The following is a 16,471-nucleotide window of genomic DNA, read 5'->3' as shown; positions in this document are numbered from 1 at the left end:
GCAGAATCACTATCAAAACGCAGCGAGATGGCGGGGCATTCGTGGCTGCCATTCTGGACTTGGCACCCCACCCCAATGCCGCCCGTTTGCCGTTAAGTCAATACACGCAAACGACTTGCGATGAAAATGAAGTGATCGGCACGCGGGTTGCTCTCAAAGCGATCCAAGTCGTGGCTCCCTGCCATTTGTGCATCGATTCGTTTTGACGCATGGCAAGGGTCTGCCTAAACAACAATTCAAATTTCTGTCCTGATAGACGAAAGGTGTCACGGAGATGGCGACTGCCACCAAGAAGAACTCGAAGATTCGCTTACAACCCCTCGGCGAACGTATCGTGATCCAACGCGAAGAGAGCGAGCAGATGACCGCTGGCGGCATCGTGCTGCCTGATTCCGCTCAAGAAAAACCAGCTCGCGGCACCGTCGTTGCTGTCGGCAACGGCAAATTGCTCGACGATGGAACCCGCGCCGCTTGCCAACTGAAGCCTAACGAAAATGTTCTGTTCAGCAGCTACGCTGGCGAGAACATCGAAGTCGACGGCGTCGAATACTTGCTGATGCGTGAAGACGACGTCTTGGCTGTTATCGAGTAATCCCCCGGTCAAAACCAAACCGGCAAAACAAAACAACCCCTCGAAAAACTGGAACAACATCTCCCATGCCAAAGATTATTGCCTACGACCAGGAAGCTCGCGAAGCGATCCGCCGCGGTGTTTCCAAATTGGCTCGCACCGTGAAGGTCACTCTCGGTCCTAAGGGCCGTAACGTTATCTTGCAAAAGAGCTTCGGTAGCCCGACTGTCACCAAAGACGGTGTCACCGTGGCTAAGGAAATCGAACTCGAAGACGTCTATGAAAACATGGGCGCCCAAATGGTTCGCGAAGTTGCAAGCCGCACCAGCGACGTTGCCGGCGACGGAACCACCACGGCAACCGTGATGGCCGAAGCGATCTTCAACGAAGGCCTGAAAGCCGTTGTTGCGGGCGTTAACCCTGTGAAGCTGAAGTCGGGTATCGAGCGAGCCGTTTCGGATTTGACCGAAAAATTGCACTCGATGGCGACCAAGGTCAAAGACAAAGAAGCAATGGCAAACGTTGCCACGATCGCCAGCAACAATGACCGAGAAATCGGAAACTTGCTTGCCGACGCGATGAGCAAGGTGGGCAAAGACGGCGTAATCACCGTCGACGAAGGCAAGAGCCTTCACACCGAGCAAGAGTGGGTCGAAGGGATGCAGTTTGATCGCGGCTACTTGTCGCCTTACTTCGTCACCGACTCGGCAACGATGGAAGCCGTTCTCGAAGACGCTTACATCTTGGTTTTCGAAAAGAAAATCAGCAACATCAAGGACATGGTTCCGATGTTGGAAAAGGTCGTTCAACAGGGCAAGCCTTTGTTGATCATCGCCGAAGACGTCGACGGCGAAGCATTGGCCACCTTGGTCATCAACCGTCTGCGTGGCACCTTCGCAGTTGCTGCTGTGAAGGCTCCTGGCTACGGCGATCGTCGCAAAGCGATGATGGAAGACATCGCGATTCTGACCGGTGGTCAAGCGATCTTCGAAGCGTTGGGTGTTAAGCTCGAAAGCGTTGACCTGCCGCAACTTGGCCGTGCCAAAAAGGTCATCATCGACAAAGACAACACCACGATCATCGAAGGTGCTGGTAAGAGCTCGGACATCAAGGCTCGTATCGACCAGATCCGCCGCGAGATCGAACTGAGCACCAGCGACTACGACAAAGAAAAGCTCGAAGAGCGTTTGGCGAAGTTGGCTGGCGGTGTTGCAAAGGTCAACGTCGGTGCCGCAACCGAAAGCGAAATGAAAGAGAAGAAGGCTCGCGTCGAAGACGCCCTTCACGCGACTCGCGCTGCGGTTGAAGAAGGTATCCTTCCAGGTGGTGGCGTGGCTCTGCTTCGCGCTGCGAGCAAGGTCAAGGCTGGCGACGATTTGAGCGAAGATCAGGTCGTTGGCTACAACATCGTCCTTCGTGCTTGTCGTGCTCCGATCACCATGATCGCTGAAAACGCTGGCCAAGACGGCGGGATCGTTTGCGAAAAGGTTATCGGCATGAAGAACAACGAAGGCTACAACGCCCTCACCGATACCTACGAAGATCTCGTGAAATCGGGCGTCATCGACCCAACTAAGGTAACGCGAACTGCACTTGGCAATGCCGCCAGTGTTGCAACGTTGCTTTTGACAAGCGACGCGTTGGTAGCCGAAAAGCCGACTGGCAAAAAGTCAGGCGGTCACGGCGGCGATCACGACATGTACTAATGTCACCCGATCGAAAGATCAACGCTTAATCATAGAGACGGCCGTCGGAGAAATCCGCTGGCCGTTTTTTTATGCCCGATCTAAAAGAGGGGGGGGGCGCCATTGCGGTGCCAGCGGTTGCAGATTCGCGGCCCGTATCCCAACTGCAAATAAATTTCTCTTGCTCTGGCCGGCTAACTATACTAGATGTTGAAACAGGCCGCGAAACCCTCGCGTACCCTTCCGATGCTCTAAATATCGCGGAGGCTAAGATGAAGCCAGGTCCTAACGAGAATCCGTCCCCGGAACACTCGACCATCGAGCGTTTCTTTGCGGGGCTAAATGAGTGCATCTTTTTGTCGAAGTTAGGCGTCGCAGACGTCCAACTAGTCGACTATCTCAGCGAGTTGCTGTTGCGATTCGTCCGTGTCGAATCGTTGCACCGTGTGCGACGCCCCAATGGGAAACCGGCAACCGAGGTTTTTCAGATGGTCGTCGAAGCGGATCGTCGCGTTGGGGTTGCTCGCCGCGAAGTGCATCGGCACATTGGTGACTTCACTCTGTTTTGGTCGGGCATGTACCCCGAAAGTCTACGGAAAATTCAACCTGAAACCTCTCCCGATGGCTTTGTCGACTACTGCCGTCAAGGCAAACGGGCCTATGCAATCGCCGCGGAAATCGAAGGCGGCGAAGACCGTCCGTCCAGTGATTTGTTATATCGATTGAGCGAGCAGTTCGAATTGTGCGCTTATGGGCTTCGCGAGGTTCGCCGTGAAATCGAAGAAGGAGATCAGGGCGGGCAATTGTTGATCACGTAAAGGTCGCATTTCACCAGGGGCCCCGGAGTCCCCCACGCGGCACGCAGATTGTCTACAATTGGGAGCGATCGTTCCTCTATTGAATTGACAACGTGTTAGACGACAACCCGACAACGCGACCGCAGCAAGATGCGACGTCCGCGGAAAATAACTCGCCAGCAAAGTTGGCCTTGTTGACTCTGCTCAAGAGTACCGTCATTGCCGTGGTGATTGGATTGCCCTGGTTGTATCCAGAGTGGTTTCTCGCAGGCGCCTTTGGCTGGGTAGCACTGGTCATGCTCGCTTCGCGTCAGCGGCGATTGCCTGCGACGCTCGGATCTCTTTACGTGGGCATGCTGTCGCTTGGGATTGCATTCCACTGGGCACCCGAGTCCATTTTCAGCACGACCAATCTTTCGGAAGCGATGTCGCATGTCGTTTTCCTCTGTTTGGTTGCTTGGGAATCGTTAGCATTTGCGATGTTGGGATTTTCCGCGAGCGTTTTGTCACGACAAAGTGTCTCAACAAGTAGTGAGCGTCCCAATCGCGGGATTTGGCTGCTGTTGTTAGCGCCGATATGGGTCGTGATCGAGTATTTCCATCCTCAGATTTTCGGTTGGTCACTGGCCCACACCGCACTCGCATTTCTGCCCATCATCCAAGTTGCCGAATTTGCGGGAACATTCGGCGTGGCATTTTTCGTGATGCTTGCGATCGTTTCACTCGCACGCATCGGGCTGCACCACAAAACACGCCGTGACTGGATCGAGTTCGTTGGTGTCGCCACACTGATTGCTGCCGTTTGCATCTTGGGACAATGGCGTGTGTCGCAATGGCGTCATCGATCCGCTCAGGCAGATTCGATTCGTATCGCAGCGGTGCAGGTCGACCCTAGCATCGTCGGCAGTGTTCGCGAGATGCAACAACTTTCCCGGTCTGCCGAAACGCCAATCGATTTGTACATCTGGCCCGAATCATCGCTGGGGCACTATCACGTCTCGCTAGATGACTTTCGCGACGAGGTCCAAACCGTCATGAATTCCGAGGCTCCGAATCCGGCGATTGATCCTTATCCCGACGTGCCGAGCGAATTGTTGGCTGGCGGTAAAACGTACGAAGACGGAGGACGCGACCAAGGGCCATACAAAAACACGGCGTTCTTGATCGATTCAACGAAATCCATTCGATCGCGATACGTTAAACGCAGCCTGTTGCCCATTGGCGAATATGTGCCTGGCGAGACCTGGCTTCCCTTTTTGCGTGACTGGGCCGCACTCGAGACGACTTTGTTGCGGGGGGCCGATGACGCTCCGCTGACACTCGCTGGAAAACAAAAGGTGGGCGTGCTCGTCTGTTATGAAGACATGGTTGCGGAGAATGCCGCAGCCACGACACGTGAAGGCGCCGAGTGCTTGATTGCGTTGATCAACGGATCGCGATTCAAGGACGTCGATACGCTGCAACAACATCTGTGGTTGGCACAGCTCCGGGCTGTCGAAAACCGCAGAATGCTCGTGCGATGTGCCGCCACCGGCATTTCTTGCCTGGTGCAGCCCGATGGAGCAATTTCAGAACGTATGCCAGCACAGCAGAGCGGGATGATTGTCGCGTCCGTGCCACTGATCCAGACTCAAACGATCTACACTCGCTATGGCGATTGGTTTGCGTTTCTCGCAACTGCCGTTTCGATTGTCGGCATCATCGCAATGAAATCAGCCAACCGCCGGTCAATAAAAGAGGCATGATCCGATAGGTCGTTGATGGTTTTGCGATCGTGACGTGCGATCAGCGACAATCCTTAGCGGATTAAGGGCAAACGCTGGGGTGAACGAGGGGCTGGCTTTGCTTCGGGAGCAATATCCGCCGCTTCTTCCGCGAAATGATTGATTTTCACGTTGCTGGCCAGCGGTTGGGAAATGGCAATCCGTACCGTTGATTTTGGCTTGACGTTTCCTTGTGCGATCCGAACAGGACGGCGAATTTGTTTGGCCGGTTCGGGGGTCGGTTCCGGGGGTGCAAGAATGGAAACTGCCATCCGTTTTTCTGGCTCTGCCGCTGGCACGGTGACTTTCGGTAACCGCGTCGCTGGTGCCAGATGCGGTTTTGTCTGGTTCATCGCAGAGTCTGCTGGGACTTCGATAACTGGGGATTCCAGAACGCGAGCCGGCATCGTTTGCTGTGCCGGATACGTGGACTCGGAATTCGAGGGCTCAAGATTCGAGGACTCAAAATTTAAAGACTCGGGGGTTGCTGCGGCACTCCAGTTTTCGACATTAGGACCGACATCACACGGCGCGTCGCATTCGGGTTGTCGTACTGACGGAATACGAAGTCGAGGCCGGCAAGGCGGCAGCGTGCAGGGAGCAGTTCCGTATTGCGGCCTACCAGGAACTTTCAGTGCGAGTCCTGTCTCGTTGACTTGGCCGCGAATGTCGAGGTTGCAATGAGGCGTTTGGCATTGAGTATTATTGCAAGCCGCATGGGCCCCAGCTTTCAGCACTAATCCGGTTTCATTGACATTGCCGAGGAACCCAGAGTTAGAGCCACCACAGTCATCACATTGGGTTTGGCCGCACTGCCCATCGCAGTTTCCGTAGCAGTAGGGGCGAGGCGGCAGATCGGCAAACGGGCGGTTTCCCGAGCACTTGCAAGCGTGATAGCCATCGCCCCAACCAGCGCCGACCAAACGACCAAGTTGCTGCAACTTGCTGGGGGTCTCTGCAGCGGCATAGCCACCGCCAAGCAGCATGACGGAAACCGAGATCGCGGCAAAAATCGAGCTTCGTTTGCTCCATCGACTTTTTCTCGCAACGGAGTCTGCGGAGGCCATTGGTCGATTGTCGTGATTGAGTTGTTTCATCGGATTGACGCAAGTTTCAGAGAGATTGGCGGCAAAATGGCAGCGGGACTGACCGTGCTTAGGATCTGTTTGGAAATAACTTTGCTCCCTCGTGACACAGCTTCGCAAACAGTTCACGGAACCAATGGGCTAGGTGAAAGGCGAGCTTCGACATGGGGCGAAGTGATTGCCGAACAGGTCCTACGTCGCCTCACAATCTGATCGTAATGCGTAGACTCGGTACTCATGCCCGCCAATCCGCTAGTGCGAGTATTCGGAACATGTCCAACTCGATTCAGCGTGGCGGGTAGGAGAGCCGAAGCTACCTTCGGATTGATTGTGAGATTACGGACGATTGCTGCTACTGGGTTAATCGGTCCATCCGTCATCAACGTGCGGTGTTGAAAGCGGATACGCTCGCGATTCCTTACTTCTGGAGAGGGTCTTAACGATCACGATGACCTTGCGGGACGAAAGCGGGTCGAGTCTCGATTTGCCGCAGTGAAAACAATCATTAGCCAAATTGAGCAGAATTTGAGTGCTAGAGTGAAAAGGTCCCAAAAACGTTTGGGGGGAGCAGTTCAGCCTCCTGAGGGACCCAAGGGGCGATCCAAAACAACTTTTCGCTTCCCTGCTTGGCTCTTGACCGCCTGCTTAGCGGCGATGTTCAGGCAAGCGAGGGAACAACAGGGTTTTTGGACAGTTCGTCCGAATTACACCCACGTCTCAATTGTTGACAACACTATGTCCAAGCGAACTCGATTTCTGGTTGACCCGAAGGTTCAGTGGTCCATCGCCGCCCGCGTTTTAGGGCACTGGTCCATTTTTCTGATGTGTCTGATCTGTATTAACGTCTGTGTCCGCGTTTTTGCGGCTGTCATCAATGAACCGTTCTGGGGAGCGTTTCAATCCGCGATCGTTGCCCAGGCACCCATTGTGATGGTGATGTTTGTGCTATTACCCGTGTTTTTGCGTGACACACTGGTGATGAGCAACCGTTTCGCAGGACCGATGTACCGTCTGCGTACGGCACTGGCTGCTTTGGCCGGTGGCGAATCGATCTCGGCAATCAAGTTCCGCACCGGTGACTTTTGGTTATCCGCCGCGGACGATTTCAATATCGTTCTAGTGCAACTGAACTCGCTAAAAGCAGAGAACGAGCAATTGAGAAACGAAATCAACGCATTACGTGACGAACAAGTTGCGGTTTAGGCGATTGGCCTACGATTTCTGCATTTCTAAAGATTTCTGCGACTGTAGGCGGAGCCTGTCTTCGCGAGCCGAGCAAATATCGTCATAATGGGCACGGGTGAAGAGCTTTTCTTCACCATCGATCAGCCTCGGATAACGGATTTGCGATAGATGGTTTTTCAGCAACGAGTGGGGATAGCGATCCCTTTTGTTCTCGTCAGCTTGACGCTTTCGATGGGGGACTTTGCCCCAACACTGGTGGCGCAAGAAGTGGCCGTCGCGGATGACATCACCGCAACGCAAGGCAAAAGCGGTAACGCTGGAAAAGCCGACGCTGCGAAAACGGATTCGGCTGTCGGGGCCGGAAAATCGGAATTTGACGAGGCCGTAGTCAAACGAATCGACGCGGAATCCCCCGAACAACTTGCTGCGGTATCGACGTTGCTCGAATCCGCATTGGCAAAGGGACTGAACAACGAGAATAAATCGTTTGCCGAGAAAATGCTCGCCAGCGTCCTGGTTCAGCGCAGTCAGCAACTGGTCGCGTTGATGCAGCGAGTTCGCGGGCGCCGCATGTTGCAAATTCGCGATGAAGCACTCGAATTTCTTCGCAAGGCAACCAAGAGTGATGAATCGCTCGTCGAAGCCTATCTAATGATCGCTCAGCTGAATTTGTTGCCTGAGGGAAACCGCGATGAAATGGCGGAAGCGACGTCCAAGGCGATCGAATTGCTAAAGGACGAACCGATCCAGCAGAGCCGAGCCTACGTGTTGCGTGCGGTCGCTCAAGAAGATGACGAAAAGAAAATGGCGGATTTGAATTCGGCCATCGAAGCGGATTCGACCAATATCGAAGCGTTGCAGGCGCGAGCCGGTTTACGGATGCAAAGCGATGACGTCGATGGGGCGATGGCGGATCTAGAGAAGATTTTGGCCGTCGATCCAGGCAATCAAGTCGTCGCGCAAGCCGCAGTGCAACAATTGCTCGACGCTGAACGCGTTGATGACGCGGTCGATTTGATTACCAAAACGCTCGCAGCGAAACCAAGCGAAGGAATGTATCGCATGCGAGCAATCTTGTATCGCATGCAAGGCAAAGAAGACGAGGCGTTTGCCGACTTGAACAAGGCACTCGCGATGCAACCGAAAGACCCAATTTCGTTATTGCAACGAGCCGAGATCGCACTTTCGCGTGGTGACATTCGTGCCGCTAAACGAGACCTTAAATCTGCCATGGGAATCGCCCCGCAAATCGCTGACGCGGAACAGACGATTGTTGTGCGTGTGTTGATTGCGGTCGAAGAAGGCCGCATGGCCGATGCGATCAGTGATATGAAATCATTGGTCGACCGGGATCCCACCAGCATCATGCGTCAATTGCAATTGGCGAATCTGTACCTGCGAGACGACCGACCTCGGCAAGCCATCGAAACGCTTTCGGCCGTCTTGGATCGTGATCCCAAAAACGCTTCCGTATTGCGGTCCCGTGCCGACGCACTGCTCAGTGTTGGCGAACATGCCGACGCTGTGGCCGACTACGAGCGTGCTGCCAAAGTCGCGGACGAAGACAGCGTGGAATTGCCTGGCATCCTCAATAACTTGGCGTGGGTTCTGGCCACTTCGCCCAACGACGAGCTGCGAGACGGCGAGCGAGCAGTCAAATACGGAAAACGAGCCGCCGAATTGACCGAGTTCAAAGAGGCTCATATTCTCAGTACGCTTGCCGCCGGTTACGCCGAAAGCGGTGATTTCGAAAAAGCAATCCAATGGAGCAGCAAGGCTGTCGAACTCGGTGAAAAGGACGTCGAGCTCGGTGAAAATGAAGAGAGTGTCCAGATCAACCAGCTAAAGCAAGAGCTCGAAAATTACCGCAACAACAAGCCTTGGCGTGAGAAGCAAGAAGTCGAAGAAAACAAAGTGCCGATCTTATCACCCGAAGATTTGATCGATACTTGAGCATCGATCGCGAGGATCTGTGCTTGGCCGGTGACCTAAGTCATCGGACGGCCGCTGGCTCACTTTTATATTATCGCAAGCCGCAATCTTCGGATTGCGGCTTTTTGCGTTGGGGAGGCGGCAAAACCCCTGTCATGCAAAATTGACATTTCGAAGTGTTGCAGCCCCCCCACGCTATCGCATTGTTAGAGCAGAAAATATTGGGTGGTCGTGGCAAAATTCGTCAAACTTTTCGTCGTATTCGCCCAGCGTCCGAAACTCTCTCGCGAGTCCCGCTACCATCAACTTGAGCTTCGGCAATACACTAACGCGCCCTTGCGGTGTGGATGTCGCAACTAGTCTGCGACAGCGGTGCACCCCGCCTCGTCAAATTTCCATGGAGTGTCTATTCTATGGCTATCGGAATTTTGTTCCCTTAACCAAAAACACTCAGCTTCTGATATGCCCAAACCAGCGAAACTTGCGCTCGAAGATGGTACCGTTTACGAAGGACACGCGTTTGGTGCCGAAGGGGAGGTGACTGGGGAAGTCGTCTTCAATACGGCGATGACGGGCTACCAAGAAATTTTGACCGACCCAAGTTACCGCGGTCAAATTGTTACGATGACGTATCCCGAAATCGGAAATTACGGTGTCAACTCAATCGACGTCGAGCACGAGTCGCCGTCGCTGTCCGGTTTCATTGTTCGCTCGGATAGTCGAATCTTCAGTAACTATCGGGCCGAGGGCGATCTGCAATCGTACCTGCAAAAACACAACATCCTCGGGCTGACCGGTATCGATACGCGAGCACTCGTTCGCCGAATTCGTACGACCGGAGCGATGCGAGGAATTTTGTCGACCAGCGATCTGAATGACGAAAGCTTGGTCAACAAGGCCAAAGCGTCGCAGGGATTGGTCGGCCGCGATATCGTTCGCGAAGTAATGCCCACCAAGGCGGTGGCATGGGATCAAAAACTGGACGATTGGACCGAAACGGAAGTCGGCAAACACGAGCGAACCAACAGTGGGGCGCATGTCGTGTGCATGGACTTTGGCATGAAGTGGAACATCCCGCGTCACTTCGCTTCGCGTGGAAACCAAGTCACGATTGTCCCTGGTGACACGTCCGCCGACGAGATCATGAAAAACAATCCCGACGGCATTTTTATGTCCAACGGACCTGGCGATCCTGAACCGCTCCAGTACGCCCATAACACGATCCGTGAACTGTTGGGCCAAGTTCCCATTTTCGGAATCTGCCTCGGCCATCAACTTCTCTCGTTGGCCTGTGGCGCAAAGACGTTCAAATTGAAATTTGGACATCGTGGTGTGAATCAGCCAGTATTTGACATTCAAACCAACAAAGTCGAGATCACGACTCAGAATCACGGTTTCGCGGTCGACGAAAAATCGCTGCCCGATTGTTTGGAAGTCACCCACCGCAACTTGAATGACGATACTGTCGCTGGCGTGCGGCATCGCGAGCACGCTGCTTTCGGAGTGCAATACCACCCCGAAGCCGCCTCAGGACCTCACGACAGCCACTATCTGTTCGAGCGATTCGAAAAGCAAATCGCCAAGTAGGCGATGTAGTGCCGTACGCCGTAGCGAAAGTCGCCAAGACTTTCGGCAGAAGCGAGCGTGATGGCGAATCCATCCCGGCCTACCATTGTCGCTCGGCTTTCCAAGCCGTTGGCGGGCATCGCGTTTGAACATCGATGCGAGATTGATGGCGAATTCGTTATCACTGCCGTGCCGATTCTTCACCTCCCCGAAACTTGTTTTGGGAGGTCAGAGCAAGCGAAGCAAATTCTGTGTGGTGCCTCGGGGTGTTAGAGTTAGACGGTTCAAGTTCCGTGTCACCAGCCCTCCCCGCCCGCTATCGCGGTCGACCCTCCCAGTTGGGAGGGTAAATTCCAAACGTGCCGGAGTTTCGCTCCGCTGCGTTCCGGCCTACCAATGTCGCTCGGCTTTCCAAGCCGTTGGCGGGCATCAGGTTTGAACATCGATGCGAGATTGATGGCGAATTCATCACCAGCCCCCATGCCGATTCTTCACCTCCCCGAAACTTGTTTTGGGGAGGTCAGAGCAAGCGAAGCAAATTCTGTGTGGTGCCTCGGGGTGTTAGAGTTAGACTGTGCAAGTTCCGTGTCACCAGCCCTCCCCGCCCGCTATCGCGGTCGACCCTTCCAGTTGGGAGGGTAAATTCCTGAATGCCGCAATTCCGCTTCGCTGCGTTTCGGCCTACCAATGTCGCTCGGCTTTCCAAGCCGTTGGCGGGCATCAGGTTTGAACATCGATGCGAGATTGATGGCGAATTCATCACCAGCCCCCATGCCGATTCTTCACCTCCCCGAAACTTGTTTTGGGGAGGTCAGAACAAGCGAAGCAAGTTCTGGGTGGGGCCTCAGGGTGTTAGAGTTAGACTGTGCAAGCTCCGTGCAACCAGCCCTCCCCGCCCGCTATCGCGTGCGACCCTCCAAGTTGGGAGGGTAAATTCCAAACGTGCCGGAGTTTCGCCCCGTTGCCGCCACGCATCTAGCGAACCTCGGTCACCCACTTGTCGATCTTTTTATTAGGATCGTCTGAAGTTACCGGACGTTCCGCCGCTACCACTGGCTCTCCGTTAACCCGCTTCGCTGTTTCAAAATCGATACTCCACAGGTACGCGACTTCATCGCGTCCACCCACTTCGTATCCAAACGATTCCTTCGAGTTGACCATCCAGTCCGATTTCGTCAGCCCGATTTCGCTCAGTTCGCTAAGCTCATTCGGAAAGCGATCGTGCTGAAGCTTAAAAAGCTTGATGGCGACGGCGGTTAAGGTCCAGCGTCGATTTAATTCAAAGCGATAGAGCGTAGATGCTATATAGCCTTCATTTGTGTAAAACGGCTCGAGGAATGCGGCCGTGTTGGCAATCGGGATCCCCAGGATGCTGAACGTCCCGAAGTCATCATTCTCGTGGTTCGAAATGTCACTGGCAGGCCATTTATCAAACGCGGTTGTCGTGTCGATGTCTTTCCATTGCTCATATCGCGCGAGCATCGATTGGCCCGTGGTGGCAGTCACCCCCAACGGAAAGATCTCGAATCCCGATTCTCTTTCGAAGTAGTTTGGACCTGCGTTTGTGATGCCAAATTCAGCCAGCTGATACGCTCTCTCCGTAGCGACGGCTTTAGCCAAGCGATCACGCAGATCATGCGGACGGTTCACTTGACCACGCAGCTGTAGCAATTGCTCCTCATCGTCCCAGAAATCAATGGCAAGCGATTCGCGAATCTGATCTCGGTGTCTGTTCACCGCAGCAAAGTAAACGAAGTCGGACACAAACCCGATTTGCCAATCGTACGCGTCAGCGACTTTCAGTATCAGCTCCAGTGCATGGATGGCCCGTGAAGGGTCGCGTTGATCGATGGCCACACGAAACTCAAAAGACAGTAAATAGATGATCGATCGTGACCCTTGCAAATCAGGAAGCAAAGTGCCAAACCCATTGAATACAACGGGTTGCCAAGCGGGCTCGGGCTGAGCCTGGATCTGCCCGATGGCTTCGATGATCGGCTGCGCCTGCTGCGCATAACGTTGCAAGATGTCCGCGTCATCCTGCGGTTGGCTCGGGGCAAGTTCGTGCTCGTCGTCAAGCGGCAGCAAGTCGCTGAACCGGACGCTAAGCCCATTAGTCGCAACCAGAATATCGCGCCATTGAGTGGTCGTTTCTTGGGATGTATTGTTATCCATCCACTGAGCGAGCGTGTGGTTGCCAATCGGTTCCCCTTCGCTTGTCAATCTTGCCAGAGATGCTTTGACGCTGGCCGCCGCATCCCGTTCAATTTTGACACCCAGCACAAACACACCTAGCAGCGCGATAACCGGTGTCGCAAGCAATAAGTACAAACTCCGCTCGCGGGAAGGTTTGAAATTCATCATTCGATTCTCGTCCATCATCATTCGTTACAAATTAACGGTTGCCATTGAGCAGCAAGCGAACTCCCAACTCCTCACTCAACTTCCTCTTCCCAGGCCGCATACCACTGGCTAGCTGGAAAAAATTGGTTATCGATTGGATGGTTGCGAATTCGATCTGAATACGGTCCATCTTCGAATTGCACGTTTTGGCCAATCAGCAATCCGTGTAGTTCACGCCGCATCGGTTCTGTCGATTCGCCAGCCTCTCCCGCCTCGAGCATTCGCAGCGCGGCATCGGCAACCGCATCCACGAAAAACTTAGCCACCGCGGCGCGTTTGACGGACGACATATCTTCGGCCCAAAAGGAGAGCGAGTAGCCTCCGAGCCCATCGATCGCAGACTTTGGCTTTGCCCAAGATTTCAACACCGCTCTGCGGCGGGATTCGTAACGGCCTGTTCGATCCGCCAACAATCGCTTTGCATGCCTGACGAAGTCTCTCTCATGCAACGATTCGATCGCATCCGATTTGATCGCATCGCTCAACCAAATCTCCACTCGGTCGGCAAAGTCTTGATCTTGCACTCGCTCACTGTTTCGCAAACGCTCTACGATCGTCGTAAACACGCGAAACCAGTCGCCAATCATATCAATCGCCTCAGGGGATTTTTCGCTCGAATCAAACTCTAGTTTTGCGTAGGTGGCCAAAGACAGGATCAAAGTCAGGGTGTGCTGGTCCATGCTCGCTGCACCGTCGTGACCAGGCGGGACTTCCGCGATCAAAATTGCATCACTCGGTGAGAACGATCTTTGCTCGAAGAACTCCAGCGGACTTCGATCTTGCTCAGTAGAGTAACTCTGGTTGCGATCACCTGGCTGTGGAGCGAGCACGATGGGGCTCACGTAACCATATACATTGTCAACGGCTTTGGCTTGAGCCAGCAAATTTGCTCGACGCTCTGGCGACATTCGCGGAAATCGAGCAATTTCAATTTGCATTGGAATCATCGGTATCCACACAAACAACACGACCGCCAGCACGGAGATTGTCCATACGAAGGGGCCGCGAATCTCATCCATGAAGCGTCGCATCTGTAGCCAGCTTGCCAAATAGGGAAACGTTCCGCATAACAAGATTAGCCAGAGAGGTGCGTTGTATAGAACGGCACAGTAGCCCAGCCAGTACGCGGCGGCTATCGATACGATCGGGGATAGAACAGCAGACACCGCCAACAGCCGAGTCAACTGGCTGATCCATTGGGATACACCGTAGATAACAAAAACCAACAGCGCTACCATTGCGGTCGACGGCAGCGGTCCGACATCCTCTTTCCAACGAATGACAACGCCATACAAAAGTGCGGTGTGCAACAGCAGGATGACCGACACAATCCAAACACCGATCGAGTGTCGCCCCAACCACGCCACGGTCGGCGAGACACCACGATCCGCAAGAAATCGCAGTCGCGTGGCACTGCCGTCTCCGGTGAACGCGAACACTCCTAGCCATGAAACGCCGACAAACCCTGCGGCCGCAACCAAAACTAGAAAAGTAAAGTCCGGAGATGATTGAGTCGCTCGTGTCATTGAAAACACACCCGCAACCGTGCCTGCGATCATCAGCAAGACAATCGCAAGCAGCGTGATGCGGTTGTGATAGACCGATTGCCACACCAGCGAACTGAACACAAATCGATACGGAGTCCGAGCCGCGTTGGCCTTCGCTTTGGGAGATGACGTCACACGTGAGATGGTCTTCGAAAACGATTCAACTAAGATCGGATCTCGCGGGGCCAGTGTTCTTTGAGCCGCTCGATACGCCATCCACGTCATGATCAAGATCGCAACCGAGGTTGTCCCAATCGATACCACGTTGGCGCTCTGGGGATCGATCAGTCGTTGCCCAGCCCATTCCCTTCGGAATGCATAACCAAGCGATTGCAACACAAAAGGGATGCAAGCCAATGGCAGGATCGCAATCAAACTTGCAAACGTGCTTTTCAAACGCCATGCGGTATAGAAACCGCATGCCAACAAGAACACCGAATGCAGGTGCAAGAAGATATAGTCTGCGACTCCGGGAAAGGTTAGATACGGAAGCAGCGATCGACTTGGGCCGCCGTCGCTGTATTGCACGATCCAAAACAAGATCCAGCAAATCACCCACATCACCGCCAACCCGATCAACCCTACCGCGAATTTGATCCCAATCAGTTGTTTCGGTACAACGGGCATCGAGATCAACCACCACAACGTGCGTTGTTCTTTTTCTTGTCCTACCACCAACGCCCCCGCTCCTGCAGCGAACAAGGCGGGCAGAACTAACGGTAGCGACCGCGCATAGTCGGCCATCGGATTTCGAGCGTCTTGGGAAATTCCCCAAATCATCATCAAAAACACGCCCACTGCTACCAAGATAAAAACAAGCGGTAACAGTTGCCGAGTTTCCTTCCAGTACAATCCTCGGATCATGTCGCGGTTCACGTTCATCAGGGTCGCGTTCATCATGGATGGTAGAGATATGGGGTGCGTGTCGCAGAAGCGTTTATTGGTGCGGACTAGACCATTGACTTTGCCGGATTTTCTTGATTGCGACTCGGGCTCGAGCCGTCGGTGTAAGCGATGAAAATTTCTTCGAGCGACAAGTCTCGCTCGGAAACGCCCGCCACGCCTGGGGCCGATGTGAGCACGGCGTGCATGTCAGACTGATAATGTCGCACCACAACCCGGTGCTGGCGGCCGTACGTTTCTTCGCGTATCACTTCGGCGGGATCGGGTAACGTTGGTACCGTGACTAATGGATCGTCCAGGCTGATCGTCAATTCGACAACCGAGTCCTTCAGTTCACTCAGCGGGCAGCAGATCCGCAGCCGCCCTTCATGCAAAATCGCAATCGTGTCAGCGACACGCTCGACTTCGCTGATCTGATGACTCGACAAGAAAACCGTTCGCCCCGATGCAGCTCGATCGATCATGCTTTCTAAGAAATCACGGCGAACCATCGGGTCCAGTCCCGAGGTGGGCTCGTCCAAGATTAGCAGTTCAGGATCATGGGCGATCGCCAACGAAAGGGCAACTTTCGCACGTTGGCCTTTACTCAGATGACGAATTTTTCGGTCTGCAGGCAGCTCGTATCGGCGAATCGAATCCAAATACGTTGGATGAAAGTCGCCTCCGTAAATCGACGCGGCGAACCATCCAATCTCCGCAACACTCATCCAGTCGTACAGGGCGGGAGCATCGGAGACGTAGCCAATTTTGCGGCGTACTTCCAGTGGCTGCGACGTGGGATCGACGTCACACACGCGGCATGAACCCGAGGTCGGCTTCTGAAACCCAGTCAAGATTCGGATCAACGTTGTCTTGCCCGCGCCGTTTTCCCCGAGCAGTGCAAACACGGTTCCCGGTTTGATCGCAAAGTCGACACCGCGGAGGGCATCGCAAGAGCGAAAGTGCATCGTTAATTGGTTGGCAGTGATGACGTCATTCATAATGAGGGCGTTTCCAAGGATAGACAGTCTGGCAAAGAATTTTTCGGCGAAGAT

12 protein-coding genes are annotated in these 16,471 nt (G+C 54.0%); 8 read left to right on the top strand and 4 right to left on the bottom strand.

The window, feature by feature from the left end; genetic code table 11:
* Nucleotides 1-41: 41 nt before the first annotated feature.
* The 5 genes from SH528x_RS23880 to lnt all read left to right on the top strand — a co-directional run bounded on the left by SH528x_RS23880 (nt 42) and on the right by lnt (nt 4,798).
* Complete coding sequence (locus SH528x_RS23880; protein ID WP_442505958.1) at nt 42-206, top strand: hypothetical protein; 165 nt, start codon at nt 42-44, stop codon at nt 204-206.
* A 68-nt stretch (nt 207-274) separates the two neighbouring features.
* Entirely contained in the window at nt 275-592 is a 318-nt protein-coding gene (locus SH528x_RS23875; RefSeq protein WP_442505957.1) for a co-chaperone GroES, read from the top strand.
* A gap of 65 nt (nt 593-657) precedes the next feature.
* Entirely contained in the window at nt 658-2,277 is a 1,620-nt protein-coding gene (groL, locus tag SH528x_RS23870; protein ID WP_442505956.1) for a chaperonin GroEL, read from the top strand.
* 251 nt (nt 2,278-2,528) lie between these two features.
* Complete coding sequence (locus SH528x_RS23865) at nt 2,529-3,074, top strand: hypothetical protein (RefSeq protein WP_442505955.1); 546 nt, start codon at nt 2,529-2,531, stop codon at nt 3,072-3,074.
* Between the two features lie 92 nt (nt 3,075-3,166).
* Entirely contained in the window at nt 3,167-4,798 is a 1,632-nt protein-coding gene (gene lnt / locus SH528x_RS23860) for an apolipoprotein N-acyltransferase (protein WP_442505954.1), read from the top strand.
* Between the two features lie 53 nt (nt 4,799-4,851).
* On the opposite strand, the gene SH528x_RS23855 is transcribed toward lnt, so the two are convergent.
* Nucleotides 4,852-5,913 (bottom strand): hypothetical protein, encoded by a 1,062-nt coding sequence (locus SH528x_RS23855; RefSeq protein ID WP_442505953.1) that lies wholly within the window; start codon nt 5,911-5,913, stop codon nt 4,852-4,854.
* A 723-nt stretch (nt 5,914-6,636) separates the two neighbouring features.
* On the opposite strand from SH528x_RS23855, the gene SH528x_RS23850 reads away from it, so the two are divergent.
* The 3 genes from SH528x_RS23850 (at nt 6,637) to carA (ending at nt 10,605) form a co-directional block, all read left to right on the top strand.
* The gene (locus SH528x_RS23850; protein WP_442505952.1) at nt 6,637-7,104 is read left to right on the top strand and encodes a hypothetical protein; all 468 of its coding nucleotides are present in this window, start codon (nt 6,637-6,639) and stop codon (nt 7,102-7,104) included.
* 150 nt (nt 7,105-7,254) lie between these two features.
* A complete protein-coding gene (locus tag SH528x_RS23845) occupies nt 7,255-9,039 on the top strand; it encodes a tetratricopeptide repeat protein (RefSeq protein ID WP_442505951.1) in 1,785 nt (594 codons plus the stop codon).
* 441 nt (nt 9,040-9,480) lie between these two features.
* Nucleotides 9,481-10,605: a glutamine-hydrolyzing carbamoyl-phosphate synthase small subunit gene (gene carA / locus SH528x_RS23840; RefSeq protein ID WP_442505950.1), complete on the top strand. Its 1,125-nt coding sequence runs from the start codon at nt 9,481-9,483 to the stop codon at nt 10,603-10,605.
* 954 nt (nt 10,606-11,559) lie between these two features.
* Here carA and SH528x_RS23835 read toward each other — a convergent pair.
* The 3 genes from SH528x_RS23835 to SH528x_RS23825 form a co-directional block, all read right to left on the bottom strand.
* Nucleotides 11,560-12,948: a hypothetical protein gene (locus SH528x_RS23835; protein WP_442505949.1), complete on the bottom strand. Its 1,389-nt coding sequence runs from the start codon at nt 12,946-12,948 to the stop codon at nt 11,560-11,562.
* Between the two features lie 71 nt (nt 12,949-13,019).
* The gene (locus tag SH528x_RS23830) at nt 13,020-15,434 is read right to left on the bottom strand and encodes a hypothetical protein (protein WP_442505948.1); all 2,415 of its coding nucleotides are present in this window, start codon (nt 15,432-15,434) and stop codon (nt 13,020-13,022) included.
* Nucleotides 15,435-15,484: 50 nt separating this feature from the next.
* Complete coding sequence (locus tag SH528x_RS23825; RefSeq protein WP_442505947.1) at nt 15,485-16,417, bottom strand: ABC transporter ATP-binding protein; 933 nt, start codon at nt 16,415-16,417, stop codon at nt 15,485-15,487.
* Between the last annotated feature and the right edge of the window lie 54 nt (nt 16,418-16,471).

The organism is Novipirellula methanifontis (assembly GCF_052161655.1).
Taxonomy (GTDB): Bacteria; Planctomycetota; Planctomycetia; order Pirellulales; family Pirellulaceae; genus Novipirellula.
The sequence above is the reverse complement of the archived record's forward strand: the minus strand, read 5'-3'. Positions and strand labels throughout refer to the sequence as shown.